General features: G+C 71.5%; 10 protein-coding genes. 4 read left to right on the forward strand and 6 right to left on the reverse strand.

From position 1 onward, the window contains the following. The first annotated feature begins 123 nt into the window (after positions 1-123). Together MT347_RS08565 and MT347_RS08570 are read left to right on the forward strand one after the other, a co-directional pair. Positions 124-1,635: an HNH endonuclease signature motif containing protein gene (locus MT347_RS08565; RefSeq protein ID WP_243500097.1), complete on the forward strand. Its 1,512-nt coding sequence runs from the start codon at positions 124-126 to the stop codon at positions 1,633-1,635. 45 nt (positions 1,636-1,680) lie between these two features. Further along, on the forward strand, positions 1,681-2,208 hold the full coding sequence (locus MT347_RS08570) for an AAA family ATPase (protein WP_243500099.1): 528 nt from the start codon (positions 1,681-1,683) through the stop codon (positions 2,206-2,208). Here MT347_RS08570 and MT347_RS08575 read toward each other — a convergent pair. Continuing rightward, positions 2,180-3,706 carry a PLP-dependent aminotransferase family protein gene (locus MT347_RS08575; protein WP_243500102.1) on the reverse strand — a complete coding sequence of 509 codons (1,527 nt, stop codon included), beginning with the start codon at positions 3,704-3,706 and terminating at the stop codon, positions 2,180-2,182. The two genes, MT347_RS08570 and MT347_RS08575, sit on opposite strands and share 29 nt — an antisense overlap. Before the next feature lie 81 nt (positions 3,707-3,787). Between MT347_RS08575 and MT347_RS08580 the strand changes: the two genes are divergently transcribed. After that, entirely contained in the window at positions 3,788-4,462 is a 675-nt protein-coding gene (locus MT347_RS08580; protein WP_243500104.1) for a pyridoxamine 5'-phosphate oxidase family protein, read from the forward strand. A 152-nt stretch (positions 4,463-4,614) separates the two neighbouring features. On the opposite strand, the gene MT347_RS08585 is transcribed toward MT347_RS08580, so the two are convergent. Further along, entirely contained in the window at positions 4,615-8,112 is a 3,498-nt protein-coding gene (locus MT347_RS08585) for a bifunctional proline dehydrogenase/L-glutamate gamma-semialdehyde dehydrogenase (RefSeq protein ID WP_243500106.1), read from the reverse strand. A gap of 99 nt (positions 8,113-8,211) precedes the next feature. On the opposite strand from MT347_RS08585, the gene MT347_RS08590 reads away from it, so the two are divergent. Next, complete coding sequence (locus MT347_RS08590; RefSeq protein WP_243500108.1) at positions 8,212-9,099, forward strand: LysR family transcriptional regulator; 888 nt, start codon at positions 8,212-8,214, stop codon at positions 9,097-9,099. A gap of 12 nt (positions 9,100-9,111) precedes the next feature. Here the strand turns inward: MT347_RS08590 and aztD are convergent, their stop codons facing one another. The 4 genes from aztD to aztB form a co-directional block, all read right to left on the reverse strand. Further along, complete coding sequence (aztD, locus tag MT347_RS08595) at positions 9,112-10,314, reverse strand: zinc metallochaperone AztD (RefSeq protein WP_243500110.1); 1,203 nt, start codon at positions 10,312-10,314, stop codon at positions 9,112-9,114. Positions 10,315-10,402: 88 nt separating this feature from the next. Then, the gene (gene aztC, locus MT347_RS08600) at positions 10,403-11,311 is read right to left on the reverse strand and encodes a zinc ABC transporter substrate-binding protein AztC (RefSeq protein ID WP_243500112.1); all 909 of its coding nucleotides are present in this window, start codon (positions 11,309-11,311) and stop codon (positions 10,403-10,405) included. Between the two features lies 1 nt (position 11,312). Continuing rightward, a complete protein-coding gene (locus MT347_RS08605) occupies positions 11,313-12,494 on the reverse strand; it encodes an ABC transporter (protein ID WP_243500114.1) in 1,182 nt (393 codons plus the stop codon). A gap of 50 nt (positions 12,495-12,544) precedes the next feature. After that, entirely contained in the window at positions 12,545-13,399 is an 855-nt protein-coding gene (gene aztB / locus MT347_RS08610) for a zinc ABC transporter permease AztB (RefSeq protein WP_243500116.1), read from the reverse strand. Positions 13,400-13,402 lie beyond the last annotated feature (3 nt).

Raw genomic sequence — 13,402 nt, forward strand, 5'->3', positions numbered from 1 at the left:
TTGATGCGCCCCCGTAGGCCGGGCTCTCGACGGGTCGACGCGCCCTTCGTTCACCAGGTGAAACTGCGCGGGGGCGGGGTGAACTTCGGACACGAATTAGAACATAGTTTCTATACTCGAGTCATGGCCGATTCTTCTCCTGCCGAGGCTCAGAATGTCTCCGACGCCGAGCGCGAGCGCCTTCGCGATCTCGTCAGTCAGATCCGCGTGAGCACGCTCGCGCTGACGCGGGTACAGGCGAGTCTGATTCGGCATCGGGCTGCGGTCATGGGGATCGCCCTCGATCAGGTGGCCCGCTCGGGTTCCCGGGCCTCGCAAGAGCGGGAACTCCCAGTGCGCCCTGTAGCGCTCGAGATCGCCGCGGCCACACACACGCACGACCTGGCCGTCCAGAGAGAGCTCAACGAGGCACACACCCTCACCGAGAAATTCTGCGCAACCGTCGACGCGCTCGAGTCGGGACGCATCGGCATGCGTCACGCGCAGGCGATCCTCGACACGGGCGCCGTGATCGACGACGACGACACCCGCGCGGGGTGGGAGCAGGTCGTCCTCTCGCGCGCCGAACGCGACTCACCGGGGCGAACGCGGGCATTCGCACGCGAACTGGCCGAGAGCGTTCAGCCCGTTGGCATGACGGAACGACACGCTCGCGCGGCCGCGACGCGGGGAGTCAGCGTCCGTGACCTCGCCGACGGAATGGCCGAGCTCAGCGTCATCCTGCCGGCGACGGTCGCGTACGGCATCCGCGATCGGTTGAGGAAGCAGGCTGCGGCGATTCGGGCCGCGGGTGCCGGTTCCGCGGACGGTAGGCGTCCCGAGCAAACGGGCGCTCGTGCGGTCGATACCGGGGCGCGCGAGTCTCGGAAAGCGGAGACGAATCCGCGTCACGCCGACACCTCGGCGAGCTCTCTCGTCGACGCAGGATTGCCGGCGTCCACCCCCGGCACCGCATCACCGGCCCATGAACCCGGAATCGCCATGCCCGCCCCGGTTCGAGACGACCGCACGTTGAACCAGATCGGCGCCGATATCTGCGCCGACCTCCTTCTCACCGCTGCGCCCACCGTCGACCCGACGGACGACCCCTCCTGCCCTGGCGGCCTCGGAGCGATCCGCGCGCAGGTGCAGATCACCGTGCCGGTCCTCACTCTTCTGGGTCTCTCGGATGTCGGCGCAGCAGTCGCGGGGAGAAGCCCGATCGACCCGCAGACGGCACGCCGGCTGGCAGCCCGCGCGCCGGGCTGGGACCGCGTGTTGTGCGACCCCGTCGTCGGCACTGTGCTCGACGTCGACCGCTACAGCCCCACCTCCGCTCAGCGGCGGTACCTCGCCGCACGCGATCGACACTGCCGTGCGCCCGGATGCCGTGCACCGCTCACTCGATGCCAGATCGACCACAATCACGAGGCGCAGCACGGCGGTGGGACGACCCTCAGCAACCTCGCCCACCTGTGTGTTCGGCATCACACGCTGAAGACGGAGACCGAATGGACCGTCTCCCAAGACCTCGACGGCAACCTGCGGTTCGAGAGTCCGCTCGGGCAGAAGGTGATGGAGACCCCTCCCCCACGCGTTCTGTTCATTCCGGACGGTGTCGGCGACGACATCGTGCCGGACCCGCCCCCGTTCTGAGTGGGGTGCGACCGGGAGCCGCACACGAGAGAGAGCATCGAGGACATGGACAGTGCAAGGGCGACCCGGGTCATCTTCATCGGCGGCCGATCGGGATCGGGCAAGACGACCGTCGCGGCGGCTGCGTCGCGCATCCTGGCCGGACGCGACGTGCGACATGCGGTCATCGAGGGTGACAACCTCGATCAGGCGCACCCCGAGCCGTGGCGCGCGGGTATCGACCTGGCGGAACAGAATCTTGCGGCGATGTGGAGCAACTATCGACGCGCCGGATACCACCGTCTGCTCTTCACGAACACGGTCAGTGTCGCGCAGATCGACGGGCTCAGCCGGGCACTCGGTGGGGAGGTCGAGGCCCGGGGCGTCTTGCTCACGGCCGACGACGAGACCGTCAGCGATCGGCTCCGGCGGCGCGAGTTCGGAGCCGCGGCAGCGGTGCACATCGACCGCAGCCGCCGCGCTGCCGCGGAACTCGACGCCCTCGACATCGCCATCCGCATCGCCACCGACGGCCGCGCACCCGCCGACATCGCGCACGCACTGCTCACCGAGACGGGATGGCTCGATGAGTGACCTCATCCTGCGATGCACCCCGGGCAGCGTGCCTTCGGAGCACGTCGATAATCGCGTGGACGGCCTCCATCAGCGCGACCGTCGATGGCTCGGCGTATCCGAAAGCAATTCCCACCGGCAGCGAGGTCGCGTCCGCATCGACGGCGTACGACCCCAGCGGGGCCACCCGAACGCCGCGCTGGTCCAGATCGGCGACGATCGCACGCTCCACGCTCGTCCGCTCGCCGTCGGTCCCGGCGCCGTCGACTCCGGCGCCGGGGTGCGCGACGCCGGACGGCACGACGCCGGGGAGCACGGCCACCGCGTGCAGGCCGCCGTCGGTGGCCGTCAGCTCCACGCCGGCCGCGCCCGTGAACGCCTCGAGCAGAAGCCGTCGGCGGTGGCGGTAGTCTCGGCGCCGCCGCGCGGTGTGACGCGCGAGCGATCCCTCGGCGATGTATAGCGCGAGCGCGTGCTGCTGCACGAGAGAGACCGGCAGGTCGAGGTCGTCACGCGCTGCGCGAATCGCGGCCCCCACGTCGCCGGTCGCCACGATCCATCCGCACCGCACGGCAGGGGTGAGGGTCTTCGACAGACTCCCGATCAGCACGACCCGCGCGGGATCGAGGAGGTGCAGCGGCGGGAGGGGCGCGCGGCCGTGCGGGAACTCGCTGTCGTAGTCGTCCTCGATGACCACCACATCCTCGCGAGCAGCCCATGCCAGCAAACGGGCGCGATCCTCGGCATCCAATCGACTGCCGAGCGGGTAGTGGTGATGCGGGGTGACGATGACCGCGTCGACTCCATGCAGCTTTTCGAGGGCATCGAGGGCCAGGCCCGACCCCGGGCGCACGGGCACGGGAACCGCCTCGATCCCGAGGCGGCGCAGGATCATGCGGACGCGTGGATACCCCGGATCCTCGATGGCGACGCGCAGGGACCCGCGACCATTCCGAGGCGACAGCGCGAGAAGGGTCAGCAGCATCGCGTCGCTGGTCCCCGCGGTGACGACGACGTCGGCGGCCGACACGTCGAGGCCCCGCGCGCGACCGAGGTGCCGCGCGATCTCCGCGCGCAGGGCCGGCGTGCCTGCGGGGTCGTACACGTCGGCATCCGGATCGTTCGCCGTCGCGCGGCGCCACGCCGATCGCCACGCGGCGTCAGCGAGTCCCGTTGTGCCGGGTCGGCCCGGCCGAAGGTCGACGACGGAGCGCTTCACGCGCGCTCGGTCGGAAGCCGGTCCGCGCGGCAGAGGCGGCAGCGGCGAACGGTGCGCGACCTCGGCGACCACCGTCCTCCCTCCCGGCCGGGTGAGAAGGTACCCCTCGCCCGCGAGGATCTCGTACGCCGCGACGACGGTCCCGCGCGCGACTCCCAGATCAGCGGCGAGCGCACGCGTAGACGGCACCACCTCTCCCCCTCCGATACGTCCCGCGAGCACCGCGGCGCGGAGCCCGTGCGCGAGTTGTTCGTGCAGCGGCGCAGCCGAGCTGCGGTCCAGGATGCCGAGGGAGATCACGCCTACACTCTGGCACTGGTCCACTCGCAGCGAGGCGAAGCGGACTACTCGCTGGACCAGTGCAGCTACTGGACTGGGTCCATGACCGATCTTCCGCTCACCGCCCTCACGCGCGTCCGCCGGGGCGCCCACCACCAGATCACCGACCGTTCCGCGCTGTACGACGTTGTCGACGGGGCCCTCGCGGGCACCCTCGCCATCGTGCGCGACGACCGCCCGGTCGCCCTCCCGGTGGGCATCGCCCGCGACGGCGACGACGTGCTGGTGCACGGATCGACCGGCAGCGACTTCTTCCGTCGCATCGCCGCGGGAGCGCCGGTGTGTCTGACGGTGACGCACCTGCTGGGCCTGAAGTACGCGCGCTCGCTGTTCGACAGCTCGATGCGCTACCGCTGCGCGATCGTGCACGCCGTGGCATCCGTCGTCCCTCCCGCAGAGAAGGAAACGGCGCTGCTGACCCTGTCGGAGCACCTCATGCCCGGGCGCAGCGACGACGTGCGGCCGATGACCCCGCGCGAGGTCGCCGCGACGATGGTCCTTCGCATCCCGCTCGCCGAGGCCAGCGTCAAGGACAACGCCGGCTCACTGGTCGAGGTCGACGACGACGGCGAGGACCGGTCGGTGTGGGCCGGCATCCTGCCCCTGCGGATGAGCGCGGGCGAGCCGGTCACCTCACCGCAGACGGTGCCGGGCACACCGGTTCCGGCGTCCGTGCGGAGCGCGGCAGAACGCGTCGCCGCCCGGGGCACGGCCTGACGACCACCCGTCGCCCGGCGGCCTGAGCGCGGCAGAACGCGTCGCCACCCGGGGCACGGCCTGAAGCCCGCCCGTCGCCCGGCGGCCTGAGCGCGGCAGAACGCGTCGCCACCCGGGGCACGGCCTGAAGCCCGCTCGTCTGTCGGGCGGGCTCAGCGCGCGCTCACCAGGGGCGGCACCTCGTACCGTCGCGGCGTGCCGAAGCGGTGCGCCGTGATCGACACCGCCTGCTCCCGCAGGAACGGCAGCAACTCAACGAGTCCGGCACGGGTGACCTCGCCGGCGTACACCGCGACCGAGGGAGATCCCCCGGTGGCCTCGGCGAGCGCGGCGACCGATCCGCCGAGGAGGCGCACGCGACCGCCCGATCGAGCGAGGCGGGCGCCATGGCGAGCCCACTCGGCACCGTCCTCGACGGCGACGCGCACGCCGACTCCCTGCAGCCACGCGCGCACGGCGGGCGAGAGCTCGCGAGCCGCGCTCACCGTCACGGAAGATCCCGCACGGACGCCCGCGGCGGCGACGCGCACGAGCGCCGCCTCCGACGCATCCTCGACACGCACCGTGACCGGCACCGCACCGTAGCGCAGCACGTTCTGCTCCGACTCCAGCCCCGTCACATCGCGGGCGAGCGAGAACTCCTCGGCCCACGCGGCGGCATCGCTGGACAGGGCCGCTGCCACCCACGCGCGGTCCCCCGCGGGTACGGCCGCCAGCGCGGGCGCGGCGAGAGCGTCGGCCGAGCGGGGCGCCGTGGTCTCGGCATCCGTCCACGACCCGAATCCGAACAGGTAGTGCGGTCCGCCCGCCTTGGTGCCCGCGCCCACCGCGGACTTCTTCCACCCGCCGAACGGCTGGCGCTGGACGATCGCGCCGGTCGTGCCGCGGTTGACGTAGACGTTTCCCGCCTCGATGCGCGCGAGCCAGGAGTCGATCTCCGATGAGTCGAGCGCGTGCAGGCCCGAGGTGAGGCCGTACTCGATGGCGTTGACGATGTCGATCGCCTCCTCGAGGGTCTCCGCGGTCATGATGCCGAGCACCGGTCCGAAGTACTCGGTGCGGTGGAAGGCGCTCCCGGGCTGGACGCCCTCGCGGATGCCGGGACGCCACAGCCTCCCGTCCTCGTCGAGGCGGCGGGGCTCCACGAGCCACCGCTGGCCGGGCTCCAGTGTCGTCAGGGCCTCGAGCAGCTTGCCCTGAGCGGGTTCGATGAGCGGGCCGACGCGGGAGGCCTCGTCCCACGGCATCCCCACCTCGAGCGAGGTCACCGCGTCGACGAGCTGGTCACGGAAGCGGCGCGAGCGGGCGACGGAGCCGACGAGCACGACGAGCGAGGCCGCGGAGCACTTCTGACCGGCATGGCCGAAGGCCGACATGGCCACGTCCTTCGCGGCGAGGTCGAGGTCGGCGCTGGGCGTGACGATCACGGCGTTCTTGCCGCTCGTCTCGGCCAGCAGCGGCAGATCGGGACGGAAGGAGCGGAACAGCTCGGCCGTCTCGTAGGCACCGGTCAGCACGACCCGCTCGACGGCCGGGTGCGTGAGCAGCTGCCGTCCCAGATCGTTCTCGGACACCTGCACGAGTCGCAGCACCTCTCGGGGCACTCCCGCCTCCCACAGCGCCTCTACCATCACGGCGCCCGAGCGCTCCGCGAGGGCCGCCGGCTTGATGACCACGGCGGAGCCGGCGGCGAGCGCGGCGAGCGTGGAGCCCGCGGGGATCGCGACGGGGAAGTTCCACGGCGGGGTGACCACCGTCACACCGACCGGGGTGAAGCGCGCGCCGTCCACGTCCTCGAGGCCGCGGCCCTGCTCGGCGTAATAGTGGGCGAAGTCGATCGCCTCCGACACCTCGGGGTCGCTCTGCTCGATGACCTTTCCGCACTCGGCGCCCATGACTTCGAGCAGGTCGGCACGACGCCTCTCGAGGGCGTCGCCCGCGCGATGGAGGATCTCGGCACGCCCTGCCGCCCCGAGCTCACGCCAGGCGGCGGCGGAGGTCGCGGCATCCTGGATCAGCGCGCTCAACGTCACCTCGTCGGTCACGGTGTGGGAGGCGATGGTGTCGCGACCGAGGTCCGACCCCTCCATCCGGGCCGTGATCGCGCGCGCCCAGCCGCGGTTCGCGGCGATCGCCGGGTCGGAGTCCGGGGCGTTGCGGAATCCCCGGCTCGGCGCGGCCGGAGCCGGCGCGCTGCGGTCCTGCACACGGTTCGACGTCGGCACCCCCGACGGCATGTCGGCGAGGGATGCCAGGAAGCGGTCGCGCTCGCGGTCGAACAGCGCGACGTGGGTGTCGAGGTCGAACACCGCCGACATGAAGTTCTCGCTCGACGCACCCTCCTCCAGGCGGCGGATCAGGTAGGCGATCGCGACGTCGAACTCCTGCGGGTGCACGACCGGGGTGTAAAGGAGGATCGACCCGACGGTGCGACGCACGACCGCCTGCTGCGCCGTCGCCATGCCCAACAGCATCTCGACGTCGATGCCGCCCGTCACTCCCCGCCGCTCGGCGAGCAACCAGGCGAGGGCGACATCGAAGAGGTTGTGGCCGGCCACACCGATGCGCACGTGCCGCGTGTGCGCGGGACGGAGCGCGTAATCGAGCACCGCCTTGTAGGAGGCGTCGGTCGCCTGCTTCGACGGCCAGGTCGCGAGGGGCCAGTCGTGCACGTCGGCATCCACCCGCTCCATCGGCAGGTTCGCGCCCTTCACCACGCGCACCTTGATCGTCGCTCCCCCGGCGGCCACGCGCCGCGCGGTCCATTCCTGGAGGCGGATCATCGCGGCCAGGGCGTCGGGCAGATAGGCCTGAAGCACGATCCCGGCCTCCACCTCGCGGAACTCCGGCTCCGACAGCAGCGTCTCGAATACCGCGAGGGTGAGATCAAGGTCTTTGAACTCCTCCATGTCGAGGTTGAGGAACGTGCCAGTCTCCTTCGCCACGCGGTACAGCGGACGTAGCGCTTCGACCGCGTCGGACACGGCGGCATCGAACGCCCACGGCGTGTGCGGGGCAACGGTGGAGGACACCTTGATCGAGACGTAGTCGACGTCGTCACGGGCGAGGAGCTTGCGTGTTCCCGCGAGCCGGCGGGCCGCCTCCTTCTTGCCGAGGATCGCCTCACCCAGCAGATTGACGTTGAGTCGGATGCCGTCGCCCCGGCCGCGGATCGAGGTGATGGCGTCGCCGAGCTTGCGGTCGCTGGCGTCGACGATGAGGTGGCGCACCATCGAGCGGAGGGCCGCGCGGGCGGAGGGCACGACGACCCGCGGGAGGATCGGCGCGGCGAGGGCGCCGAGGCGGATCGCGGCCTTCAAGTGCAGCGGAAGGAAGCTCGGGACGAGCGGGGTGAGCGCGGCGAGGTTGCGCGCGGCGACCCGGACGTCTTCGGGGCGCACGACGCCGTCGACGAAGCCGACCGTGAAGTCGAGGCCACGAGGATCGCGCAGCACCCCGGCCAGCCGCTGGGCGGCGGCGTCGACCGGTTCCTGACGGCTCTCGGCGAGCCAGCGGCGCACGAGGGCAATCGCCTCGTCCGCCAGCTCAGCCGACGAGACCAGCTCGGCGGGCGAAATCAGCTCGGCGGGCGAAATCAGCTCGGCGGGCGAAATCAGCTCGGTGGCGGGGGATGCGTCGGTGAGCGACATGGCGGTCCTTCCTCGGATGCCCTCAGCATGCGGCCCGCATCCCGTCAGGAAAAGCGATGATTGGTGACGGGTTATGTTCGACAAAAACGAAGGGATGCAATGTTCGATCTCCGCCGGCTCCGGTTACTCCACGAGCTGTCGCTCCGCGGCACCCTGGCGGCCGTCGCCGAAGCCCTCTCGTACAGCCCATCGACCATCTCGCAACAGCTCTCGCTGCTGGAACGCGAAGCGGGCGTCCGCCTCCTCGAGCCCGACGGGCGCCGTCTGCGTCTCACCGCTCAGGGCGCGGCCCTCGCCGCCCACGCCGCGCGCATGCTGGCCGCTGACGAAGCGGCGAGGGCCGAACTCGAGCGCCTCCGCCCGTCGCTCGCTCCCGTGCGCGTCGTCGTCATGCAGTCCGCGGCCCACGGGCTGCTGCCCCGCGCCCTCGACGTCCTGACCGAGAGGGAACCGCAGCTGCGCATCGAGGTCGCGGAACTCGCCCCCGAAGAAGGGCTGTTCGAGGTCGCCGCGCGCGGCTTCGATCTCGCGGTCGCCGAGCAGTACCCCGGTCACACGCGCGAGCTCCGCGACGGCATCGAGCGGAGCCTGCTGGGGCGCGATGCCATCCGCCTCGCCGTCTCCCGAGACCATCCGGCGCAGGGGCTGGAAGACCTCCGCGGGCGCGCCTGGGTCATGGAGCCCGTCGGCACCGCCGCGCGGCAGTGGGCGACGCAGCAGTGTCGCGCCGCCGGCTTCGAGCCCGACGTGCGCTTCGAGATGGCCGACCTGACCGCGCATGTGCGGCTCGTAGCATCCGGTCACGCGGTGGGGATGATCCCCGACCTCGTCTTCGCCGGCGACACCCCGCCGGTGCGTCTGGTCGACCTGCCGGGCGGGCCTCGACGCGAGGTGTTCACCGCCGTCCGCCGCGGAACGGCCGACCGCCCCGGCGTACGCGCGGTGCGACGAGCACTGCAGGTGGCGTACGACCGGGGCGGTCGGTAGATCGCGCGGGCCTTACTCGGTCAGCGCCATTTCGTTCGGCGTGACGTCGAGCGTGACGCTCTTCACCACCTCGCCCGTGGTGAGGTCGACCGCGTGGACGGCGTTCTTCGCCGGCTCGGTGACGTACGCGATGTTCCCCGATACCTTGATCGCGGGGTGGGCATCCTGCCACTCGGTCGGGCCCTCCCACGCGCCGATGACGGGGAACGCCCCGGTGAACGCGCCCTTCTCGAGGTCGAACACGTGGATGGCGCCGTCCGAGGCGAGGATGTACCCGAGGTCTTCGGGGCCGCGCGCCAGATCGCGGAAGGTGTACTCGGCGCCCTCGGGCATGTCGACGATGGTCTGCGTCTTGTCGGCCGTGTCCACCACCGACACCCGGTGGAGCAGGTAGCCCTCCGCGTCGCGGTCGTCCTTGTAGTCGCCGAGCACCAGCGGGCTGGTCGCACTGGTGAACATGTTGCCCGACCGGCCGTACGGCTGATCGGGGGCATCCACCTTGGTGATCTGTCCGTCGTCGTAGATCAGGGCGCCGTTGTCGCACCCGAAGACGACGACCTCGTCCTTCGCCGTACCCTCGCCGTGCACGCCGGGGCAGGTTGCGTTCTCGGCCACGGTGGCGCCCGAGGGGTCCTTCACGACGATGCCCGTGCGACCGTCGGCGTTGCCGACGGTCGTGACGAACGACCCGTCCTCGAGCACGATCGACACCCCGTGGTGCGCCTCGACACCCGGGATGGTCTCGAAGGTCGGGAGGGCGTCGGTGGATGCCAACAGGGCATCGGTGTCGAAGACGGTGGAGTCGCTCGTGCCGTCGGCGTACAGCACGGTGGTGCCGCCGTGCGCGACGACGTGACCGGGCTTGGACGCCGGGAACACGAGGTCGGTGAGCTCGGGCTCGGTGGCCGAGGTGCCGGCATCCAGCACCTGGAAGCCCGCGCTCGTGGTGACCATGACGTGGCGACCGTCGCCGGCGGAGTTGAGGCGGGTGAACTCCTCGGAGGGGAAGTCCCCCAGCGTCTCGAGGCTCTCGCCGTCGAGCACGACGATGCCGCCGGGGTACGACAGGGCGACGCGGGTATCCATGTCCTCCGGGGCTCCGGAGGTGGGAGCGGCCGAACCGGTGCCGGCACCGCCGGCGCACGCCGAGAGGCCGACGGTGGCGCCGACCGCCAGCGCGAGCAGGCCCGCGCGTCGGAAGGAAGAACTGCGCATGTGATTTCTCTTTCTGTGGTGGCGGGCTCCCGCGTGCACGGGAGCCGGGGGTCGACGCGCTCCAGGGCGCGTCAGGGGCTGTGGTGGCTCAGGGAACGAGGCCGGAGGAGATGCGCTCGGTGTTGACGCGCATCATGGTCAGGTAGTCGGGGGCGCCACCGCCGGCGTCGGTCAGCGATTCGGTGAACAACTCGGTCACCGTCACCTGGCGATCGGCCTCGTTCGCCAGTGCCCGCACGAGGCGGTCGGGTGACGACGACTCCGCGAAGATCGTGGGGACCCCCGCCTCGTCGATCGCCGACACGAGGTCGGCGAGGTCGCTCGTGCTGGGAGCGGCGAGGGTCGTTCCGCCGGGGATGACGGCCCCCACCAGCCGGAACCCGAAACGGTCGGCGAGGTAGCCGAACACGTGGTGGTTGGTCACCAGGGCACGCCGCTCGGCGGGGATGGCCGCGAAGGCGGTGGTCATCTCGGCATCCAGGTCGCCGAGTTCCGCGCGATACGCGGAGGCGTTCCGGGCGATCGCGTCGGCGTCGACCCCGTCGATCTGCTCCAGGACCGGCGTGAGGGCGTCGACGACGGCGTCCATCTGCGCGGGATCCGTCCAGAAGTGGGGGTCGTCGGCTCCCCCGGCGTCGGTCGAGGTGTACGGCAGCACGGTGACGGCGTCGCCGGCCACGAAGGTGCGCACCCCCTCGGATGCCGCGGCATCGAGGTGCTGCTGAAGCCCCTCCTCGAGCCCGATCCCGTTGGCCACGAGGAGGTCGGCCGAGCGCATACGGGCTGCCTCGGCCGCGGAGATCTCGAACGAGTGAGGGTCGGCACCGGGGCGCATGAGTGTCAGCACCTCGACGTCGTCGCCGACGAGGTTCGACACGACGTCGCCGAGGATGTTCGTCGTCACGACGACGAGCGGGCGATCGGATGCCGCGGTCCCGGCGCACCCGGCGAGGGCGAGCACCGCGGTGGTGAGGACGAGGGCGAGGGCTTTCCGCACGTCAACGTCCCGTCTCGGCGACGAAGAGCGGCGTGCGCTCGGGCGCGAACTCGCGGGCGATGCGGGCGTCGTCGGCGAAGTCGATCTCCCACATCCGGCCCTCGGCGGGACCGTTGAGGTACGCGCGCTGCTGGTCGGCGATGAGCGTGACCGGCTGGCCCGCTGCGAGGCTCGCCCCCACGAGCGGCGTCGTCGCCGCGCGCTGCGCCCCCGTCTCGCCGTCGAGGACCAGCACCCGGCCGTCGGCGGTGAGAGCGAGAACGTTCGCGTCCTTGTCGTCCACCGCGGTGGCCTGCACGACCGGCTCGGGTGTCGGCAGCAGAGTCCATGAGCGCTCGCGGGTGTCGAGGAGCCACACCCCGACGCCCTCGGCCACGGCGGCGACGGTCGGGCGACCCTCGCGGTTGGCGAACGCGGTGGCGCGGGGCGCAACCGTGCCAGACGGATACGGCACGCGCTCGACGACGGGCTGCTCGTTCTCCACGGTCACGAGGAGGGCTCCGTCCTGGCATCCGATCACCGCACCGACGCGGGTGGTGACCGTCCCGGCGGGATCGGCGCATGTCTCGGCTTCACCGATCGCGGAGCCGTCGGCCGTGTGCAGCGTCATCTCACCGCCCGCCGCGACGGCGGCGAACGAACCCGCGGGCGTGACGAGCCCGGCGCCCGGCGCCACCGACAGGCGGAAGGTCTCGACGACCTCACCCCTGGACAACGCCTCGGTGTCGAGCAGCACGGCTTCACCCGAGCCCGGGAAGAACAGCCCCGTGCCGCCGGTGGTCGAGGAGTTCGACGTCGCCACGACGGCGGTCCCCTCGCCCTCCACCTCGCCGAGAATCCGAGCCGCGGCGCGGTAGTAGTGGAAGTGGTCGACGTGGTCCCAGGTCCACACGCCGCTGTCGACGATCGAGACGCCGGATTCGTCAGCCGCGAACAGGTAGCGCCCGTCAGAGTGCAGCGACAGCGGCACGCGCACCGCGCCGAGGTCGGTGGTGGTTTCGTCGAGCAGGTCGAGGTGCGACACCCGTCCCTCGCCGTCGATGGAGGTGAGGCCCACGGCGGGCTCGGCGAGCTCCGCGGCCCCGGCGATCTCGCCGTGGGTGTCGGCGGACGGGGTCTCGGCAGGCGGGGTCGACGCCGGGGACGCGCACCCGGCGAGGGCGAGGAGAAGCAGCGCGCTCATCGGGGCGAGGCATCGGGAGGTGGGGGGATGGGGCATGAGGACTTTCCGGGTCAGACGGGAACGAGAACAGGGGATGCCACGCGGCGGCGCACGGCGTCACGGCACGCTGCGAGTGCCCACGAGACGCCGGCCGCGCCGATGGCGGTGGCGGCGATCGTGGCCCCCGCCGCGGTCGCCGCGTGCCAGGAGATGAGGAGTCCGACCGCGACCGCGGCCGAGCCGATGGCGGCGGCGAGCGCCATGGTCGTGGGAATGCGGTGGGTCCACCGACGAGCGGCGACCGCCGGTGCGACGAGCAGACCGACGACGAGGAGCGAGCCGACCGCCTGATAGGAGGCGACGACGGCCAGGGTGACGAGCCCCACCAGCACCGTCTGCGCGACGCGCGGGCTGAGACCCAGTACGCGGGCGACCCGCTCGTCGACGGCCAGGGCGACGAGCGATCGGTGCGTCAGCATCGCGGCGGCGAGCCCGACGATCACGGCGACGGCGAGGACGACGATGTCTCCCGCGCCGATCGCGAGGATGTCGCCGAAGAGGATGGCGGTGGCATCCGTGGCGAAGCTGCCGGCGTGCGAGATGACGATCACGCCGAGAGCGAGCATGCCGACGAACAGCAGGCCGATGCTCGAGTCGTACGAGAGCTTCGCCCGGCGTTGGAGCGCTCCGATGCCCAGGCTCATGACGACGGCGCTGACGGCGGCCCCGAGCAGGACGGGGAAGCCCATCACGGTTGCGAGGGCGACACCGGGGAGCATGCCGTGCGCGAGGGCTTCGCCGAGGAACGCCATGCCGCGCACGATCACCCAGGTACCGGCGATCGCGCACAGGATCGACACGAGGACGCCGCCGAGCAACGCGCGCTGCACGAACTCGAGCGAGAAGGGATCGGAAAGCCAGGACACGTT

The organism is Microbacterium sp. VKM Ac-2923 (assembly GCF_022815605.1).
In the GTDB taxonomy this organism is placed as follows: Bacteria; Actinomycetota; Actinomycetes; order Actinomycetales; family Microbacteriaceae; genus Microbacterium.